The sequence below is a fragment of the Ruegeria sp. D6 genome, assembly GCF_056534365.1.
Genome location: NZ_JBQFPH010000001.1, coordinates 1,455,701 through 1,473,019 on the forward strand (window position 1 = coordinate 1,455,701; position 17,319 = coordinate 1,473,019).

The 17,319-nt window shown below is 58.5% G+C and carries 21 protein-coding genes; 12 read left to right on the top strand and 9 right to left on the bottom strand.

The genetic code is table 11. From position 1 onward, the window contains the following. Window positions 1-34: 34 nt before the first annotated feature. Window positions 35-1,723: a hypothetical protein gene (locus tag ACR0A1_RS07205; protein WP_480866813.1), complete on the top strand. Its 1,689-nt coding sequence runs from the start codon at window positions 35-37 to the stop codon at window positions 1,721-1,723. 98 nt (window positions 1,724-1,821) lie between these two features. Here ACR0A1_RS07205 and ACR0A1_RS07210 read toward each other — a convergent pair whose 3' ends face one another. From ACR0A1_RS07210 to nthA, 6 genes are all read right to left on the bottom strand, one after another. Further along, entirely contained in the window at window positions 1,822-2,529 is a 708-nt protein-coding gene (locus tag ACR0A1_RS07210) for a YfaZ family protein (protein WP_170404917.1), read from the bottom strand. A gap of 79 nt (window positions 2,530-2,608) precedes the next feature. Continuing rightward, entirely contained in the window at window positions 2,609-2,851 is a 243-nt protein-coding gene (locus ACR0A1_RS07215; protein WP_170393574.1) for a DUF2842 domain-containing protein, read from the bottom strand. Continuing rightward, on the bottom strand, window positions 2,851-4,143 hold the full coding sequence (locus ACR0A1_RS07220; protein ID WP_170393577.1) for an adenylosuccinate synthase: 1,293 nt from the start codon (window positions 4,141-4,143) through the stop codon (window positions 2,851-2,853). The genes ACR0A1_RS07215 and ACR0A1_RS07220 overlap by 1 nt, the downstream gene beginning before the upstream one ends. Before the next feature lie 220 nt (window positions 4,144-4,363). Next, window positions 4,364-4,693, bottom strand: a complete 330-nt coding sequence (locus tag ACR0A1_RS07225; protein WP_170563403.1) for a nitrile hydratase accessory protein — start codon at window positions 4,691-4,693, stop codon at window positions 4,364-4,366. Further along, window positions 4,690-5,367, bottom strand: coding sequence for a nitrile hydratase subunit beta (gene nthB / locus ACR0A1_RS07230; protein WP_480866816.1), 678 nt, complete (start codon window positions 5,365-5,367; stop codon window positions 4,690-4,692). Before nthB ends, ACR0A1_RS07225 begins: the two co-directional genes overlap by 4 nt. After that, the gene (gene nthA / locus ACR0A1_RS07235; protein WP_170511094.1) at window positions 5,364-5,978 is read right to left on the bottom strand and encodes a nitrile hydratase subunit alpha; all 615 of its coding nucleotides are present in this window, start codon (window positions 5,976-5,978) and stop codon (window positions 5,364-5,366) included. The genes nthB and nthA overlap by 4 nt, the downstream gene beginning before the upstream one ends. A 151-nt stretch (window positions 5,979-6,129) precedes the next feature. Here nthA and secG point away from each other — a divergent pair, with 151 nt between their 5' ends. The 6 genes from secG to ACR0A1_RS07265 all read left to right on the top strand — a co-directional run bounded on the left by secG (window position 6,130) and on the right by ACR0A1_RS07265 (window position 10,495). Next, window positions 6,130-6,498 (top strand): preprotein translocase subunit SecG, encoded by a 369-nt coding sequence (gene secG, locus ACR0A1_RS07240; protein WP_010439184.1) that lies wholly within the window; start codon window positions 6,130-6,132, stop codon window positions 6,496-6,498. 159 nt (window positions 6,499-6,657) lie between these two features. Beyond that, a complete protein-coding gene (locus ACR0A1_RS07245; protein ID WP_170421030.1) occupies window positions 6,658-8,301 on the top strand; it encodes a CTP synthase in 1,644 nt (547 codons plus the stop codon). Between the two features lie 102 nt (window positions 8,302-8,403). Then, window positions 8,404-9,180, top strand: a complete 777-nt coding sequence (locus tag ACR0A1_RS07250) for an isocitrate lyase/PEP mutase family protein (protein WP_170393586.1) — start codon at window positions 8,404-8,406, stop codon at window positions 9,178-9,180. Window positions 9,181-9,251: 71 nt separating this feature from the next. Then, the gene (locus ACR0A1_RS07255) at window positions 9,252-9,545 is read left to right on the top strand and encodes a DUF1330 domain-containing protein (protein ID WP_480866819.1); all 294 of its coding nucleotides are present in this window, start codon (window positions 9,252-9,254) and stop codon (window positions 9,543-9,545) included. 41 nt (window positions 9,546-9,586) lie between these two features. Continuing rightward, entirely contained in the window at window positions 9,587-10,036 is a 450-nt protein-coding gene (locus tag ACR0A1_RS07260; RefSeq protein ID WP_170393590.1) for a tellurite resistance TerB family protein, read from the top strand. Between the two features lie 21 nt (window positions 10,037-10,057). Continuing rightward, window positions 10,058-10,495 carry a tellurite resistance TerB family protein gene (locus ACR0A1_RS07265; protein WP_170393592.1) on the top strand — a complete coding sequence of 146 codons (438 nt, stop codon included), beginning with the start codon at window positions 10,058-10,060 and terminating at the stop codon, window positions 10,493-10,495. Window positions 10,496-10,526: 31 nt separating this feature from the next. Here ACR0A1_RS07265 and ACR0A1_RS07270 read toward each other — a convergent pair whose 3' ends face one another. Continuing rightward, window positions 10,527-11,105 (bottom strand): disulfide bond formation protein B, encoded by a 579-nt coding sequence (locus tag ACR0A1_RS07270; protein WP_170393594.1) that lies wholly within the window; start codon window positions 11,103-11,105, stop codon window positions 10,527-10,529. Between the two features lie 9 nt (window positions 11,106-11,114). Further along, on the bottom strand, window positions 11,115-11,270 hold the full coding sequence (locus ACR0A1_RS07275; protein WP_223118239.1) for a DUF5993 family protein: 156 nt from the start codon (window positions 11,268-11,270) through the stop codon (window positions 11,115-11,117). A 366-nt stretch (window positions 11,271-11,636) separates the two neighbouring features. Between ACR0A1_RS07275 and ACR0A1_RS07280 the strand changes: the two genes are divergently transcribed. From ACR0A1_RS07280 to ACR0A1_RS07295, 4 genes are all read left to right on the top strand, one after another. Further along, a complete protein-coding gene (locus ACR0A1_RS07280; RefSeq protein WP_170393596.1) occupies window positions 11,637-12,413 on the top strand; it encodes an ABC transporter ATP-binding protein in 777 nt (258 codons plus the stop codon). Between the two features lie 33 nt (window positions 12,414-12,446). Then, window positions 12,447-13,196: a transporter substrate-binding domain-containing protein gene (locus ACR0A1_RS07285; protein ID WP_170393598.1), complete on the top strand. Its 750-nt coding sequence runs from the start codon at window positions 12,447-12,449 to the stop codon at window positions 13,194-13,196. An 80-nt stretch (window positions 13,197-13,276) separates the two neighbouring features. Then, a complete protein-coding gene (locus ACR0A1_RS07290; protein WP_170393600.1) occupies window positions 13,277-14,164 on the top strand; it encodes an ABC transporter permease in 888 nt (295 codons plus the stop codon). Continuing rightward, complete coding sequence (locus tag ACR0A1_RS07295) at window positions 14,161-14,967, top strand: ABC transporter permease (protein ID WP_170393602.1); 807 nt, start codon at window positions 14,161-14,163, stop codon at window positions 14,965-14,967. Before ACR0A1_RS07290 ends, ACR0A1_RS07295 begins: the two co-directional genes overlap by 4 nt. On the opposite strand, the gene ACR0A1_RS07300 is transcribed toward ACR0A1_RS07295, so the two are convergent. Then, window positions 14,964-15,773, bottom strand: a complete 810-nt coding sequence (locus tag ACR0A1_RS07300) for a M90 family metallopeptidase (protein ID WP_480866822.1) — start codon at window positions 15,771-15,773, stop codon at window positions 14,964-14,966. The two genes, ACR0A1_RS07295 and ACR0A1_RS07300, sit on opposite strands and share 4 nt — an antisense overlap. Window positions 15,774-15,984: 211 nt before the next feature. Between ACR0A1_RS07300 and ACR0A1_RS07305 the strand changes: the two genes are divergently transcribed. Then, window positions 15,985-17,304 carry a glutamine synthetase family protein gene (locus ACR0A1_RS07305; protein ID WP_480866824.1) on the top strand — a complete coding sequence of 440 codons (1,320 nt, stop codon included), beginning with the start codon at window positions 15,985-15,987 and terminating at the stop codon, window positions 17,302-17,304. Window positions 17,305-17,319 lie beyond the last annotated feature (15 nt).

The following is a 17,319-nucleotide window of genomic DNA, read 5'->3' on the forward strand; positions in this document are numbered from 1 at the left end:
GTCGACCTGGTAGTTTGTAAAGGACATGCGTCTGATGGTACAGAACAACAAGGTACTCACCGTTTCATACGGCACCTTCTCGTGCACCCTCGAAGGCTTTGACGATTCATTTGAAACAATGAAGGCGATCGCCGAGTATTTCCGGGACCTTGCAGCGGATGACCGATACTTCGGATCGGAACCCCCTCAGCCTGACGCCGAGATGCTGACCCGGATCGCACAGCGGGACGCCGCACAGAAGGTTGAAGCCAGCCAGAACGAGACCGGCCTGTTGCTGCGCGCAACGGAAACCGCCCCGGTTGCAGCACCGACCCCCGCTGCAATTGCGCCAGCCACAACACCTGAACCTGTTCAGCCTGTCGCGGATGTTGTTCCCCCTGCTCCGTCTGCTCCGCAATCCGAAGATGCCCCCGCCGCTGACAGTATCGCAGCCAAGCTGCAGCGAATCCGGGCTGTTGTTTCGCATTCCGATGCTGCCCCTGCCGGATACTCTGAAGACGAAGACGTCAGCTATCTGCAGCCCGTGAAGCCAAAGGTCGATGCAATTTCTGCCGCTTTTGAGTCCGGCGCGCTGAGCCCGACCGATCTGGAAGACACTGCTACGGACGACGCTCCGGCAACGGCCCCGCAGGTCGAAGAGCCTGCCGAACCCGAGCAAATGGCAACGATCTCTGAGCTGCCCGTTCAGGACGAAGAACCACTCGCGCCTGCCGCCATCAAGCAGGACGAAGTCGAAGCAGCCCCGATCATCTCACCGGCGATCACTGCCGAACTTGAAGACGAGGACGAAGCGCCCGAACAGCCGGCAGCCGATGTCACGGACAAGGACGTGTTGTTCTCGGACCTCGACGACGACCCTGAAACTAAAGACGAAGGCCCGTCAAACATTCTGAATGGCCAGGACGACACCGACGAAGACGACACCGACGAAGATGAAACATCACCGGATCTTACCGGCCTCACCCATGGCGTCATCTCGGCCGAGGATGAGGCGCTGCTGCTTGACGAAATGGCGCTGGTAGAAACCGAGCTGGCGGCAAACACGACGGCTGAGCTGCCCGATATGACGGGTCTGGATCAGGACGTCTCGCGCCTGATGGACGAAGCGGGCGCCCATATGGATGATCCTGCCACCAGCGGCCAGCGCGAAACATATTCTCACCTGCGCACTGCCGTTGCTGCAACCGAAGCAGACCGCGAAGATGGCGCAGACAAATCTCAGACCCCCGAGGATGATTATCGCGGTGATCTGGCCTCGGTCGTCAATCCACGCCGACCCGAGATCGAGGTCACCAGTGAACGCCCCACCCCGGATGCTGCCGCACCATTGAAACTGGTGGCTGAACAGCGGGTGGATACCGAAACGGCTGACACCGGCCCGGTGACACCGCGCCGCGTCACCTCGGCGGACGAGGAATCTGCAGATGAAGAAGGTGGTTTTGCCGCCTTTGCGCAAGAACAGGGTGCCCAATCGCTACTCGACCTGCTGGAAGCTGCCGCGGCTTATCTGTCCTTCATCGAAGGTCAGGAGCAGTTCTCACGTCCACAGCTGATGAACAAAGTTCGCTCGCTCAAGCAGGACTCGTTCAACCGCGAAGAAAGCTTGCGCTCATTCGGTCAGTTGCTGCGGGACGGCAAGATCGAAAAGGCCGGAGGTGGCCGTTTCGCCGCCTCAACCCAAATCGGGTTCCGCCCGAACGACGACGAGCGTGCCGCTGGCTGACTCCAAGATCCCCAAATACCCCCTCAAGACAAAATTGGGCCAGAGGAAACTCTGGCCCTTTTTCGTTCCGTGGCTGGCAGCCAAAAAGCCAATCAAGTTCAGAAGTTGAACGCCAGCGCCACGTAAGGGCCGGTCAGGATCAGATCAATCACATCGCGCCCGTCTTCAAACTCAACATCCAGATGGCGATACCCGCCCGCAACGTTGATATTCTCACGCCACTTCCAACTAGCCTGCACCAGCGCCTCCCACTGGAATTCCGAGCCATAACCGAAGCCGCCGATATTGCCCATCGCTGTGAGGCTCCAGCGGTCATTCAGCGCGTAGTTATAGCGTGCGCCGATCAACGGGTCGGTCCAGCTTTGATCTGTGCTGAAGGTGCGATCCAGCACGGTGGTCGAAACATCCAGGTCCCAATGGCGCAGCCCGGCCAACGCTTCCAACCGTGACCGATCATCCTGATAGACCGCATAGCTGGCCGCCAGTGAGACCATCGTGCCCTCAAGATCCCAACTGGCTGCATCGTCAAACCGACCGACCGAGACATCGTCACCCAAATTGAGATAATTGAATTCACCACCAATGGTCCAACGCCCATTTCGGGCCTGACCAGCGATCAGGAACGCGCCCTTCAGAATGTCGAAGATCGAGGTATCCCCGTTCACCGGCGGGTTTGGTCCCACGTCCAGTGAGGTTCTGAATTCCGGCCCCCAGAAATAAGGCGCAATGGTATAGCGCCAATCATCGGCCTGAGCGCTGCTCGCGATACATGTTGTGGTAACCGCCGCTAATACCCGGTTTTTCATGCCCTATCTGCCTCTGGTTGCCGCGAAAGAAAGTCGCAAACATCGTGCCACGCAGAAGACACCAAGACAATCGGGCGGCTTAGCTTTGATCTTGATCCGGGTCCTCTTTGCCCACCCCGCGGAAGACAAATTTGAACGGCAACGCCCAGACAATGCCAAGCGCGACATATACCAGAAGTTCCAGCCAGATCGGCGGGCGATCCAGCCAGTTCACGATTGTCACAACCGCAACGATATAGATGGGGAGCCCGATCAGCAGCAGCACCAATGACCACCGCCGACGTGCCTTATAGCTGAGGCCGGGTTTGTCGTTGCTGCTCATCAATCTGCAAACGGGTCGGTCACCAGAATGGTGTCCTCCCGCTCCGGGCTGGTGGACAAAAGGGCGACCGGACATTCGATCAATTCCTCGACGCGGCGCACGTATTTGATCGCGTTCGCAGGCAAGTCTGCCCAACTGCGCGCGCCTTCGGTGGATTCGCTCCAGCCCGGCATCTCTTCGTAAATCGGCGTGCAACGTGCTTGCTGGTCGGCGGCGGTCGGCAGATAGTCCAGACGATCGCCATCCAGCTCATACCCGACACAAATTTTCAACGTCTCGAACCCGTCCAACACATCCAGCTTGGTCAGGGAGATGCCGTTCACACCGCTGGTCGCGCAGGTTTGGCGTACCAGACAGGCATCGAACCAACCACAACGGCGTTTGCGCCCCGTCGTGGTGCCGAACTCATGCCCCCGTTCGCCCAGGCGTTGGCCATCTTCGTCGTCTAATTCGGTTGGGAAAGGCCCCTCACCCACGCGGGTCGTGTACGCCTTGACGATGCCCAAAACGAAGTCGATCGAACCCGGTCCAATCCCAACGCCTGTCGAGGCCTGGCCCGCAATCACATTCGACGATGTCACAAATGGATAGGTCCCGAAATCGATATCCAGCAGCGCACCCTGTGCGCCCTCGAACAGGATTCGCTTGCCTGCCTTGCGCTTCTCGTTCAGCACCTTCCACACCGGTGCTGCGAAAGGCAAAATCTGCGGCGCGATCTCTTTCAACTGCGCAATCAACGCGTCACGATCAATAGGTTCCAACCCCAGCCCATTGCGCAGCGCATTGTGATGGACCAGAGCCCGATCGACCCGCAGCGCCAGCGTCGCATCATCAGCCAGATCAGCCACCCGGATTACACGCCGACCAACCTTGTCTTCATAGCATGGACCGATCCCGCGACCGGTCGTGCCGATCTTGGCCACCGAGTTCTGGCTTTCGCGCGCACGATCCAGCTCGCCATGGAACGGCAGGATCAGCGGGGTGTTCTCGGCAATCATCAGCGTCTCGGGCGTGATATCGACACCCTGCGCGCGGATCGTACCGATCTCTTTGATCAGGTGCCAAGGGTCCAAAACGACCCCATTGCCGATCACGCTCAGCTTTCCACCGCGTACGACGCCCGAAGGTAGCGCATGCAGTTTGTAAACCTCACCCTCAATGACCAGCGTGTGCCCGGCATTATGTCCACCCTGAAAACGCGCGATCACATCCGCTCGCTCACTGAGCCAGTCGACGATCTTGCCTTTTCCTTCGTCGCCCCACTGGGCGCCGACAACAACCACGTTGGCCATATCCGGTCCTTTTGCGCTGAATATTCAAACCCGGCTCATATAGCCGGGCACAGACGGCAGGGAAACCGATATTTCGCCGCAGATACAAATCGTGCTGCGCGCGATGCCTCCGGCGGAGGTGTTTTTGGCCAGATGAAGAGCGGATCCCCTGCTTCATCTGGCCAAAAGTACCTCGGGGGAGTCGCCCGGACGGGCGGCGGGGGCAGCGCCCCCTCTGCTTTTAGCGCAAGTGTACGGGATGACCGTGGGGTGTTGTCAGGTAAGCCTCTTCCCATGCATTGCGAAGATCCTGGACATCATCAGTGGGCGCTTCCCCCTGCTCAGCCAGCAGCGCCTCCAAGGTCTCCAACCAAGCGTGAAAGTAATCGTCCCCACCATCCAGATCTTTTTTGAGGCCGTTCCGTTTCAAAGTATTGGAAAACCGTTCCGCCCAGTCCGGCCAATCAAACCGGCCCGCTTCGTTCAAGGCCACTGTGACCGCAAAAACCTGTGCGTGCCAGGGCTCAGCAAAAACCGGCTCGGGGGCCGAGTGAGTGATACAATCGCTCATGCGGGCTCCAGATAAGATTGCCAGAGGTCCAGCACGACCTCATCCGCCGGGTGCTCAGGGTTTGCCCAAAGTTCTGAGGCGGGAAACACGACCGCATATAGCGGCTCGGGGGCTTCACCCAACCCATGGGCGTTGGAATCCGGCAGGACATGAGTGCCATGCAGCCTGAGGATGCGACCCGTTGCACCCGCGGCATAGATCGGCAACCGGGTGTGGCCGCCATCAACCAGTCGATTGGCGCTGTGGCCCAGGGTTCGAACGGCTTGCCCGGTTTGAAACCGAACTGCGACGTTCGACGGGCGATCTGCGGGTCCACCTTTGGCCAAAGCGCCTGCGACGGCGTCAGCCTTCAGGGTACGCTCAGTCAGAGGGTGAACACCATCCTCGTCAACACCGCGCAAATCATCAAGCGTCAGGACACCCTTTTCGACCAGAAGATCAGCCAGACCAGACATCCATTTCTCATAGTAAGAAAACCGCGCGTAGTCCGTAGGAGACAACCTTTCCCGCGCGTGGCGTGAGACATCGATATTCCATCGCCCCAGAAACCCCGCAGCGAGCGTTACCGCCAGCGCCCTACCGTGCCAGTCTTCGGCAAACACCGGCGCGTCTTCGGGTTCCGGGTTCACCGGACCATCACCAAAGCGCCCTCCCATATCATGTACGCGCGTCATGACGGCACCTTGGGTAGCCCAGTGCCGATCATGCTGTCGCGGGTGACCAGCGCCGCCAATTCGTCCGCGTTCAATCCTTCTGTGCCCTCTGGGCGCATCGGCAGGACGAGGTAACGAATTTCGGCCGTCGAATCCCAGACGCGAACCGATGTACCTTCGGGCAAGGTAACACCAAACTCAGACAGGACCTTGCGTGGCTCACGCACGGCACGGGCGCGGTAGGCGTCAGATTTGTACCAGCCGGGTGGAATTCCTAGCAGCGGCCACGGGTAACAGCTGCACAAGGTGCAGACGACCATGTTGTGCTGTTCAGGCGTGTTCTCGACGACCACCATATGCTCACCCTGACGACCGTAATAGCCCAGATCCGCCACGACTGATGTGGCGTCTGCCAGCAGTGAGGCTTTGAAATCGGGATCACTCCAAGCCTTTGCAACAACATGCGCGCCGTTCTGTGGCCCTATCTTGTTCTGATAAGTATCGATGATTTCATCCAGCGCTGCAGGATCAATCAGACCCTTGCGGGTCAGAATCGTCTCAAGCGCTTTGACGCGCAGCGCGGGTTCGGGAGGCAACAGGGCGTGCGGGTGGTCGTGATCATCATGTGGCATGAGGCGCAGCCTGCGCGACAGCACAGCGCTCTGTCCAGTCTCTTTGGTGTGATATGAAACATCACCGCACGTGATGCCAACTCGTGACTTGCCCCCGCTGGCAAACTTGCATAAGTACCACGCGATACACGCCACGCTGTACAGGACCACCATGGAAAACGTCGTTCTCATCATCCACCTTCTTCTGGCCTTGGGCCTGATTGTCGTTGTGCTGATGCAACGTTCCGAAGGCGGCGGCCTTGGCATGGGTGGCGGTGGCGGCGGGGCCATGACGGGCCGCGCGGCAGCAACGGCGTTGGGCAAGCTGACATGGATCCTGGCCGCGTGCTTTATCGTCACCTCGATCACGCTGACGATTCTGGCGGCCCAGAAATCTTCTGGCAGCTCGGTGATTGACCGTTTGGGCGTACCTGCCCCGGCCCCGGCTGAGGAAAGCGCTCCGGCAGTCCCATCGGCAGATGAATTGTTGCCGCCGGCGCAAGGCGACAATGCTCCGCTGATCCCGCAGGCGGCCGACTAAGCCACAAAACCTAGAAAGTCATAAGGGAACTGCAACAGCATCTTGCGGTTCTCTTGCGCTATGTGCGCGAATCCTTTATACGTGAAGTCCCGTGATGCAGCGGTTTTTTCGAACCGCCGGGCAGCTAATAATGACGTCTCACGGGAGCAGCCGAAAAACATGGCGCGTTTTATTTTCATCACTGGTGGTGTGGTTTCGTCCTTGGGCAAAGGACTGGCTTCGGCGGCGTTGGGATCGCTGTTGCAGGCCCGCGGATATTCGGTGCGTCTGCGCAAGCTGGACCCCTATCTAAACGTCGATCCGGGCACCATGTCGCCCTTCGAACACGGCGAAGTATTCGTCACCGATGACGGCGCTGAAACCGATCTGGACCTTGGTCATTACGAACGCTTCACCGGTGTGGCGGCACGCAAGACCGACTCGGTCAGCTCGGGGCGGATTTATTCCAATGTGCTGGAGAAAGAGCGCCGTGGAGATTACCTCGGCAAAACCATTCAGGTGATCCCGCACGTCACCAATGAGATCAAGGATTTCATCGCGATTGGCGAGGATGAGGTTGATTTCATGCTCTGTGAAATCGGCGGCACCGTAGGTGATATTGAGGGCCTGCCCTTCTTTGAAGCGATCCGCCAGTTCAGTCAGGACAAGCCGCGCGGTCAGTGTATCTTCATGCACCTGACGCTGCTGCCCTATATCAAAGCCTCGGGCGAGTTGAAAACCAAGCCGACCCAGCACTCGGTGAAAGAGTTGCGCTCGATCGGTCTAGCCCCTGACATTCTGGTTTGCCGGTCCGAGGGACCGATTCCAACCAAAGAACGCGAAAAGCTGGCCCTGTTCTGTAACGTCCGCCCCGACAGCGTGATTGCCGCACAAGACCTCAGCACCATCTACGACGCCCCGCTGGCCTATCACCGTGAAGGTCTGGATCAGGCGGTTCTGGACGCATTCCAGATCAGCCCGGCCCCCAAGCCCGATCTGGCCAAATGGGAAGACGTCAGCGACCGCATCCACAACGCCGAAGGCGAAGTGAAAGTAGCCATCGTCGGCAAATACACCCAGCTTGAAGATGCCTATAAGTCAATTGCCGAGGCCCTGACCCATGGCGGCATGGCCAACCGCGTACGCGTCAAGATCGAGTGGGTCGATGCCGAGGTGTTTGACAACGAAGACGCCGCACCTCATCTGGAAGGCTTCCACGCCATACTCGTCCCCGGCGGCTTTGGCGAGCGTGGGACAGAAGGCAAGATCAAGGCCGCTCAATATGCGCGTGAACACAAAGTGCCCTATCTGGGCATCTGTCTGGGCATGCAGATGGCCGTGATCGAAGCCGCACGCAACGCGGCGGGAATCACCGAAGCCGGGTCCGAAGAATTCGACCATGAAGCCGGGAAAAAGCGTTTCGAGCCCGTGGTTTACCATCTGAAGGAATGGGTGCAGGGCAACCACAAGGTCGAACGCAAAGTCGGAGACGACAAGGGCGGCACCATGCGTTTGGGCGCCTATAACGCGGTTCTGGCCGAAGGCTCGAAGGTCGCGGAAGTCTATGGCGGCACCCAGATTGAGGAACGCCACCGTCACCGCTACGAGGTCGACATCAAGTACCGCGACAAGCTGGAAAAGGCGGGCCTGAACTTCTCGGGCATGTCCCCGGATGGTCGCCTGCCGGAAATCGTCGAATGGTCGGATCACCCATGGTTTATTGGTGTTCAGTATCACCCGGAACTGAAATCCAAACCTTTCGACCCGCACCCCCTGTTCCGCGAATTCGTGCGCGCCGCGAAAGACACCTCGCGTCTGGTCTGATCACGGGCCGATAACAGATTTGTACCAGTCGGCGCGAAATATCTTTACGCGCCGGCGGTTTGCACGGTTAACTGCCGCCATAGCAGCGACAGGAGACCGGCCATGACCGATCAGATTACCCAAGCAGAAACATTTGCCGCCCTGCACAAGAAGGGTGATCCGGTCATCCTCTATAACATTTGGGACCCCGGCAGCGCCGTCGCTGTACGCGATGCAGGGGCCAAAGCGCTGGCGACTGGCAGTGCTCCGGTCGCGATGGCGCAGGGGTTTTCGGACGGCCAGAACATCCCGTTTGAGTTGGCGTTAGACAACGCTCGCCGCATTGTCGAGGCGGTTGATATACCGGTCACCATGGACCTCGAAGGCGCTTATGCCGAGGATACTTTTGGCATATCGGCCAATGTCAAACGCGCGCTGGAAACCGGAGTAATCGGCTTTAACTTCGAAGATCAGGTCGTTGGAACTAAAGATCTTTATGACATCGAAACACAGGCAGCGCGTGTCGCTGCGATGCGCGAAAGCTGTGACGTGGCCGGTGTTCCCGCCTTCATCAACGCCCGCACTGACATCTTCCTCAAAGCCGCTCCGGACACGCATGATCAAGCGATGCTGGATGACGCCATGGCCCGCGCGGCAGCCTACGCCGATGCCGGAGCCAGCGGGTTCTTCGCGCCGGGCCTGAAAGACGAATCCATGATCGGCCAGCTTTGCGCGGCCACCGACTTGCCGGTCAACATCATCGCCCTGCCCGGCACGCCTGACACGCCGACGCTGGCGAAACTCGGCGTGGCCCGGATCAGCTATGGCCCGGTTCCCTATCGGCAAATGACCGCTTGGTTACAGGATTCAGCACGCGCCGCGCTGCAATCCGGTGGATGATCCACTTTTAGGGGATTGCATTTCAACCTGTTCCTCCGCACCTTGCATCCGATACCAGCGGAGGACACCTTGTGGCCAAAGGATACTGGGTTGCCCATGTCGATGTAGACGACATTGAAACCTACAAATCTTACATTGCTGCCAATGCGGCCCCATTCGCCGATTACGGGGCCAAGTTTCCTGTACGCGGCGGCGAGAGGAGCGAGCCCGAAGGCAAGGCTCGCGCCCGCACAGTTGTCATCGAATTTCCCAGCTATGAACAGGCGCTGGCCTGCTATGAAAGCGATGCCTATCAAGCCGCCAAGGCCTTGCGCGATCCGGTTTCGACCGGTGATCTTGTGATTATTCAGGGCTATGAGGGCTAGCACCGCTTGGCGCGCCTCGAATTACGGAATATCCTGCCGATATGTTGAAAAAATTCTTCCAGGCCTTTCGGCCGCCGCAACATGACAAACTGCCCGATCCTGATGCCGAACTGGCCCTGGGGGCATTGCTGGTACGTGTCGCGCAGGCCGACCGCGACTACAAGCTGGAAGAGATCAGCCTGATCGACCGCATTCTTGCGCGACTTTACCAGCACAATGCGATCGAGGCCGCCAAGGTCCGCGCCACCTGCGAAAAATTGCACGCAGCTGCTCCGGAAACAGATACATTCGGCAAACTGATCCGCGAAACCACCGATCTTCAGGAACGCTTGGCCGCGCTTGACGCCCTGTGGGAGGTCGTGCTGGCCGATGGCAACTCGGACGAGGGCGAGGTCAAGATCGTCGAAGAAGCCCGCATTGCCATGGGCCTCAGCTTCAACGACAGCAAAGCGGCACGCGAGCGGATACAAAGCCGCTTGGAAGCGACCTAGGCTGTCTCTATATAAACGCTTATGTTCAGTGATTTCCTGTCCCGGCTCACTCAGCCGCAGCCCGACCCGCTTGTCGAAGATGATGCCCGTCTGGCCCTCACCGCCCTGTTGGTGCGTATCGCTCGGTCCGACAACGACTATGCCGATACCGAAATGGCCCGAATCGACCGCATCTCGGCCGAACGCTACGGCCTGTCGCCATTTGAGGCCGCAGCCCTGCGCGCCCGCGCCGAAGACCTTGAAGCCGAGGCGCCCGACACCGTCCGCTTTACTCGCGCCATCAAAGAGGCCATCGCCTATGACGACCGCCTGGCCGTTGTGCAGGCCATGTGGTCGGTCGCACTGGCGGATGGGCACCGCAGCGGTGAAGAGGATTCTCTGCTACGCCTTGTCGTCAGCCTGCTCGGCGTGAGCGATGTGGATTCGGCGCTTGCAAGACAAAAGGCGGCGAAGGTCTGATCAACCGGCAAGCCTTTGGGCGTTGTCAGCGCTATGAATCGCTGCCTTCAAGCTCATTCAGAAATTTGTAGTCTGTCGGCGGATCGTCACAGATGCCGGGCCCACACTCCAAAAGCGCCGAACCAGCGTTCGCGACGGCCAATGCCAAAATCAGGAAAAACGCTGTTTTGGCCAATGTACTTCCTCCGAAGCGTTCGGTTGCCCGAACGTCCGACGCAAGATCATACTGCTTCTCGAATACCAGCATGATTGCGGTGCCAAGGATTATCAAACCAAACGCGACTCCCGCCCAGGTATAGAAGTGTAGGCCCAGAACCGGGGAGCCATAGTGCCCTGTTCCGGGCACGATATGCAGCAGAATCTGCCGGATCGAAACGCTGATCCCAAATATCGCTGCCACCAGCACGATGCCATAGTTTCTGGCGCGCGTACCCCATAACAGGTTCAGAGCAAGCCCGAACCCAACGGCCACGAATCCCACGCGTTGGAGCAAACATAACGGACAGGGCAGTTCATAAAGGACAAGCTGAAAGTAGAAGGCAAGCACCAGAACCAGGCAAACCGCCAGTGCACCAATCGCATTCATGTTACGAGCAAATTCAGGTGACATTGGACGACCTCACAGTTGAATCGTTAAGGGGGTCGTGGCGTGAAACTTCAGCCAGTAGGCACTCGCCAAAAGCGTCAGCACGAACAATGCGTATGAAATTCTGACCAGCTTAAAGTATGCCAGCACCATCGTGCCGGCGAACAATGCAAATAATAGCGCGATCACAAGAAGCCCCTTACGTGAATTGAATTCGTATATTTCAATCTTTAACTCAAAACGAATTATTCCCAAATTCAAACAGTTTTGGTGATTGGATCAAGCCAGTTCAATAAATTCGGTTTCGCTTAGGATCACCTCGGTTGATCCGTAATCCTGTGACCTGAATCTCTGGGCCGCAATCAAGAGATTGATCTGGCTGACCTGTCGATAATGGTGCATCGAGTCACAGAATGCGCCCAACAAACTGACAGTTTAGACAGCGCGACCGCCCGATTTGGCAATTTCGCTGCGTGAACTTGTCAATTGCGCATTGCATTAGCCCGATTTTTCAGCCCTATTACCGCACCAACACCAATCATATCTGGACTGCCCGTGACAGACGCCGCTCCCGTCATTGAGATCAAGAACCTGCACAAAAGCTTTGGCCAACTCGAGGTGCTCAAGGGCGTGGACATCACCGCGCATCGCGGCGACGTCGTGTCGCTGATCGGATCATCCGGCTCGGGGAAGTCTACCCTGCTTCGCTGCTGCAATCTGTTGGAAGACAGCCAAGAGGGCGAGATTCTGTTCAAAGGCGAGCCCGTCCGTTGGACTGGCAGCCACAATCATCGCCGTCCCGCCGATCCCAAGCAGGTGCTGCGCATCCGCACAAATCTGTCGATGGTGTTCCAGCAGTTCAATCTGTGGGCCCATATGACCATCCTGCAGAATGTGATGGAGGCTCCGGTCACTGTCATGGGCCGCGACAAGGCCGAGGTCGAAGACAGCGCGCGCAAATATCTGGAGAAGGTCGGCATCGGCGACAAATGCGACGTCTATCCGGCGCAACTATCGGGCGGACAGCAACAACGCGCCGCAATCGCACGTGGGCTGTGCATGGAACCTCAGGCGCTGCTGTTTGACGAACCGACCTCAGCGCTCGATCCCGAACTGGAACAGGAAGTGATCAAAGTGATCAAGGATCTGGCCGCAGAAGGCCGCACCATGATCATCGTGACCCATGACATGAAGATGGCTGCGGATATCTCCAGCCACGTTGTGTTCCTGCATCAGGGCCTGATCGAAGAAGAGGGTTCAGCCGAAGACATTTTCACTGCCCCTGAATCCGAACGGCTTCAGGGCTTTCTCTCCGCCACTCAGGCGGCTTAACCAACGGACAGAACCAATAAAGGGGAGTAACTCATGAAAAACCTGATTCTGACCACCGCAGCGCTGGCGTTGACCGCCGGTATCGCAATGGCCGAAACTGTGCGCATGGGCACCGAGGGCGCCTACCCTCCGTACAACTTCATCAATGATGCTGGTGAGATCGACGGCTTCGAGCGTGAAGTCGGTGACGAGCTGTGCAAGCGCGCTGGTCTGGAATGCGAATGGGTCAAGAACGACTGGGATTCGATCATTCCGAACCTGGTCTCGGGCAACTACGATACCATCATCGCCGGCATGTCGATCACTGACGAACGCGATGAGGTCATCGACTTCACCCAGAACTACTACCCGCCGACCGCCTCAGCTTACGTAGCTGCTTCAGATGGCGCTGACACGAAAGGTGGCATCGTCGCTGCACAGACCGCAACCATTCAGGCCGGTCACGTTGCTGAATCCGGCGCGACTCTGGTCGAATTCGCCACCCCCGAAGAAACCATCGCCGCGGTGCGCAACGGCGAAGCGGATGCTGTGCTGGCTGACTATGACTTCCTGGTCCCGATTGTTGAGGAATCCGGTGGCGAGCTGGTCTTTGTCGGCGATCTTGTCCCGCTGGGCGGTGGCATCGGCATGGGCCTGCGCGAGAGCGACGCAGAACTGCGCGGCAAGTTCGATGACGCGATTTCGTCCATGAAGGCGGACGGCACGCTCAACGAGATGCTGGTCAAATGGTTTGGCGAAGGTATCGCTACATACAACACAGACGGCTCGGTCGTAACCAACTAAGCCCTCCGTCCAATTGTCCGGCGCGTGCGCGCGCCGGACCTGCCGGACCTGAGACCGGCCAGACGTTCGAAAGACGCCTTATGTTCTCCTACTGCGCTGATCCTGACACGCTGGGCACGTTCCGCTGGTTCTCGTGCTATCTGACCAATGGCGTCCACTGGTCGTTCTACTTGTCGTTTTTCAAGGTGCTGGGTCTGCTGGCCGTCACCGCCCCGGTCGCCCTGAGCTTCGGTTTTGCCGGCGCTATGGCAGCGCGATCGCATTTCCCGCCGCTTAGCTGGCTGGGTAAGGCCTATATCGCCATCGTGCGTGGCGTGCCTGATATCGCTTTCTTTCTGTTCTTCGTGATCGCTCTGGATCAGGGCTTTGAATGGCTGCGCCATAAAGTGCTCTGCCCCGAATGGACCGATCCGGTGCGGCAGGGCAACGACTTCATCGTCTGTCAGGCCGCCAAGCTGCCGCTGGGCACTGCACCCGAATGGGTGCATGAAACCTACGGCTTCTTCCTTGCCGTCGTCACATTCTCTATCGTGTTCGGCGCGTTTGCCGCCAACGTCCTGTTCGGCGGCATGCGCGCTGTACCACACGCCCAGCTTGAGACGGCCGCAGCCTACGGCATGACACGCCGCCAGACCTTTTGGCGTATCCTGGTGCCGCAAATGTGGGTCTACGCCCTGCCTGGCCTATCGAACCTGTGGATGGTGCTGATCAAGGCCACGCCACTGCTGTTTCTGCTGGGCATCGAAGATATCGTCTATTGGGCGCGCGAGTTAGGCGGCACAAAAACATCCCGCTTTACCGATTACCCTCATGGCGACTGGCGCATGTGGTACTTCCTCGCCCTTCTGATCTTCTACCTCGGCATGACCCGCGTCTCGGAAATCGGGCTTGAGAAACTGATGCGCCGCCTGTCCCATGGTCAGGCCACATCGGGCGGAGAGCTTCTGCGCAAGGAGACCACCGCATGAGCTGCATCCAGACCATTCAAGACTACGGCCTCCGTTCGCTGGGCTTCGGGGAACGCCTGCTGCCCAAAACCGATTTCACCCTGTGCGAGCACTTCACGCTGATCGGCTCGGGCATGATCTGGAATATCTATTTCGGGATCATGGCGATGGTCACGGGGTTCTTCCTCGCCACCGCGTTGGCCGTCGGCAAAGCCTCGTCGAATAAATGGCTGCGTAAACCGTCCGAGTGGTTCATCTTTTTGTTCCGCGGCTCGCCGCTGTTCATCCAGTTCTTCTTTGCCTATTTCTTCTTCCTTTCGCTGAAGAAGCCCTATCCGATGTTCGACGCCTTCACCTCGGCCTGGCTGGGGGCGCTGATCGTGCTGTTCCTGAATACTTCCGCCTATTCGGGTGAGATCTTCTATGGCGCCCTGCGTTCGATCCCCAAGGGCGATATCGAAGCCGCTGACGCCTATGGCATGTCCGGCTGGTCCCGCTTCCGACGTATTGTTTGGCCCACAATGCTGCGGCTGGCGTGGCCCGCCTATACGAACGAAGCGATCTTTGTGTTCCAGTCCACAACGCTGGTCTTCTTCTCGGCCTTCCCGGCCTGGCAACAACGGGGCGACGCGCTGTACTACGCCAGCTATTTCGCGGACAAGACGTTCAACCCGTTCATCCCCTACCCGATTCTAGCGTTCTATTTCATCCTGCTAACGCTGGTCATCGTTTGGGGCTTCGGAAGGGTCAACAAACGCCTGAACCGCCACCTGCCTGCCGAGCGGAAAGCCAAGATGCGCTTCCGTCTGAATCTGGCGCGCTAAGCCCACTCCACCGGGTTCAGCCGGAACAGTTTCGAAAGCTGCTCATAGACCTCGGGCACCTCGTGCTTCAGTGCTTTCGGGCGCTCAAAGAACACTTCGACCGAGACGGCAAAGAACTCTTCATGCCCGGTCGCGCCATACGGATCGATGACTGTCCGCCGCCCGCTTTCAACCGCATGGACATGTGCGTCATAGGCGGTCAGGAACACCTTTTCCCATTCCGCGAATGTCTGCCCTTCACTCAGGATCGGTACGCCATTTGTACCCCCCGACAGGTCATCGATCTGGTGCGCAAATTCATGCAGTACCACATTCTGCCCGTCTCGATCATCCAACGCCCCCTGCCGGCTGTGCGCCCAAGATAAAATGACCGGCCCGCGATCCCAGCTTTCCCCGGTCCGCACGATCTCTTTCTCGGACACGACATAGCCCGAGCGCCGCTGCTGCTTTGACTTGAACGCATTGGGATAGATCAGAATGGTCGTCAGATTGTCATACCAAATGTCGCTATTGATCACGAGCAAACAGGCCTGCGCCGCAATCGACAACTCCATCTCCTCAGTCACTTCCAACCCGTCGCAGCCGTAGAAGCTCACTTGATCCAGAAACAGGTTCACCTTGCCATCCAAGTGGCTGCGCAGCCCGGCGGGCAGCCGCCGGATGATGGGAACTTGCTGATCAATGATGTCCCGTTGATCCGAGGTCAGAGGCGTCGCCAACAGCGCCGCGCGGGCCTGTCTCTTGGACCAGACGTAATAGCCGACCCCGCCTGCGATCAGTAACACTATGGTAAGAAAGATGAACATATCTGAGACTATAGGTATCGCTACGCCCGGCACAATCGGGCACCTGAATGTTGTACAACTCGGAAGACAGCGGTCTCGACCACTGTACAAGTCGGTTGATTTTCAACATCGCGCCCCACCGCAAGCGACGCCTATTCGTAATTTGATCAAATTTCGTGACAAGACGCTAATCCTGATTTAAACCTCTCGTGACTAGACCACGGAGCCCCCAATGGACCTGAGCGCCCTGCATACATTCCGCGTCGCCGCCTGTGACCTCAACGGTCAGATGCGTGGCAAACGCGTGCCACCCTCATACGGTGCCAAGTTGGACAAAGGCGCCGTACGCATGCCGTTCTCTGCGCTCAATGTCGATCTCTGGGGCGCTGATATCGAAGGCAGCCCGCTTGTCTTCGAAAGCGGTGATGCAGATGGTGTGTTGCGCCCCACCGGGCGTGGACCGGTTCCTATGCCCTGGCTTGATACACCCACCGCGCTGGTGCCCATGTGCCTCTACCACGATGACGGCACGCCTTTTGCGGGCGATCCGAGACACGCGCTTTCTGCGGTTCTGGATCGATTTTCCGAACGGGGCTGGTCGGTCATCGCCGCCACCGAACTCGAGTTCACTCTGCTTGACGCCTCAGGCGACCAACCGCAGCCTCCCATCAACCCGGTCACGCGCCGCAGGCTGCGGGACGAAGCCGTTCTGTCGATGGCCGAAATGGATGCGTTTGATGCGTTCTTCACCGATCTCTACGATGGTTGCGCCGCTATGGGTATTCCCGCTCAGACTGCAATATCTGAAAGCGGGATCGGTCAGTTCGAGATCAATCTGAACCATCAGGACGCCATGCGCTGCGCCGATGATACGTGGCTTTTCAAGACCTTGGCGCGTGGCATGGCCCGCAAGCATGGCTTCACAGCAACCTTCATGTCCAAGCCCTATGCCGAGGATGCGGGCAACGGAATGCATGTGCATTTCTCGGTCGTCGATGTCGATGGACGCAATGTCTTCGATAACGGAGGGGCCGAGGGAACCGTTGAACTGCGCTCGGCGGTTGCTGGATGTCTGACCGCGATGCCTGGCTCTACGCTGATCTTCGCTCCCCATGGCAATTCTTACACGCGCCTCGTGCCTGGTGCCCACGCACCCACCGGAGCAAGCTGGGCCCATGAAAACCGCACGGCTGCCCTGCGCATTCCGGGTGGTGCCCCTGCCGCCCGACGGATCGAACATCGCGTTGCTGGCGGTGACATCAACCCCTATCTCATGCTGGCCGCAGTTCTGGGCGCGGCAATGGTTGGGATCGAGGATGGCCTGCGACCGCCCAGCCCGATTTCGGGCAATGCCTATGAGTTGACCGATCTGCCGCAGCTGGCAGCCGACTGGCCGTCGGCCATCTCTGCTTTCGAAACTGACCCGGTAGTTGCGCGCATTTTCCCGGACGATCTGATCCGCAACCTGGTAATGACCAAACGGCAGGAAATTGCACGATTCGCGTCCCACCCCCCTGACGAGCACTGGCTCAGCTATCTTGAGAGCGTCTGAACCTCTTGCCCAGCT

What these genes read in the sequence shown, in the direction of transcription:
- ACR0A1_RS07270 (WP_170393594.1), bottom strand. Translation starts at nt 11,105, where the DNA reads ATGTCACCTGAATTTGCTCGTAACATGAATGCGATTGGTGCACTGGCG.
- ACR0A1_RS07210 (WP_170404917.1), bottom strand. Translation starts at nt 2,529, where the DNA reads ATGAAAAACCGGGTATTAGCGGCGGTTACCACAACATGTATCGCGAGC.
- nthA (WP_170511094.1), bottom strand. Translation starts at nt 5,978, where the DNA reads ATGCCACATGATGATCACGACCACCCGCACGCCCTGTTGCCTCCCGAA.
- ACR0A1_RS07285 (WP_170393598.1), top strand. Translation starts at nt 12,447, where the DNA reads ATGAAAAACCTGATTCTGACCACCGCAGCGCTGGCGTTGACCGCCGGT.
- ACR0A1_RS07205 (WP_480866813.1), top strand. Translation starts at nt 35, where the DNA reads ATGGTACAGAACAACAAGGTACTCACCGTTTCATACGGCACCTTCTCG.
- nthB (WP_480866816.1), bottom strand. Translation starts at nt 5,367, where the DNA reads ATGACGCGCGTACATGATATGGGAGGGCGCTTTGGTGATGGTCCGGTG.
- ACR0A1_RS07305 (WP_480866824.1), top strand. Translation starts at nt 15,985, where the DNA reads ATGGACCTGAGCGCCCTGCATACATTCCGCGTCGCCGCCTGTGACCTC.
- ACR0A1_RS07245 (WP_170421030.1), top strand. Translation starts at nt 6,658, where the DNA reads ATGGCGCGTTTTATTTTCATCACTGGTGGTGTGGTTTCGTCCTTGGGC.
- ACR0A1_RS07260 (WP_170393590.1), top strand. Translation starts at nt 9,587, where the DNA reads ATGTTGAAAAAATTCTTCCAGGCCTTTCGGCCGCCGCAACATGACAAA.
- ACR0A1_RS07295 (WP_170393602.1), top strand. Translation starts at nt 14,161, where the DNA reads ATGAGCTGCATCCAGACCATTCAAGACTACGGCCTCCGTTCGCTGGGC.
- ACR0A1_RS07225 (WP_170563403.1), bottom strand. Translation starts at nt 4,693, where the DNA reads ATGAGCGATTGTATCACTCACTCGGCCCCCGAGCCGGTTTTTGCTGAG.
- ACR0A1_RS07215 (WP_170393574.1), bottom strand. Translation starts at nt 2,851, where the DNA reads ATGAGCAGCAACGACAAACCCGGCCTCAGCTATAAGGCACGTCGGCGG.
- ACR0A1_RS07250 (WP_170393586.1), top strand. Translation starts at nt 8,404, where the DNA reads ATGACCGATCAGATTACCCAAGCAGAAACATTTGCCGCCCTGCACAAG.
- ACR0A1_RS07220 (WP_170393577.1), bottom strand. Translation starts at nt 4,143, where the DNA reads ATGGCCAACGTGGTTGTTGTCGGCGCCCAGTGGGGCGACGAAGGAAAA.
- secG (WP_010439184.1), top strand. Translation starts at nt 6,130, where the DNA reads ATGGAAAACGTCGTTCTCATCATCCACCTTCTTCTGGCCTTGGGCCTG.
- ACR0A1_RS07265 (WP_170393592.1), top strand. Translation starts at nt 10,058, where the DNA reads ATGTTCAGTGATTTCCTGTCCCGGCTCACTCAGCCGCAGCCCGACCCG.
- ACR0A1_RS07290 (WP_170393600.1), top strand. Translation starts at nt 13,277, where the DNA reads ATGTTCTCCTACTGCGCTGATCCTGACACGCTGGGCACGTTCCGCTGG.
- ACR0A1_RS07300 (WP_480866822.1), bottom strand. Translation starts at nt 15,773, where the DNA reads ATGTTCATCTTTCTTACCATAGTGTTACTGATCGCAGGCGGGGTCGGC.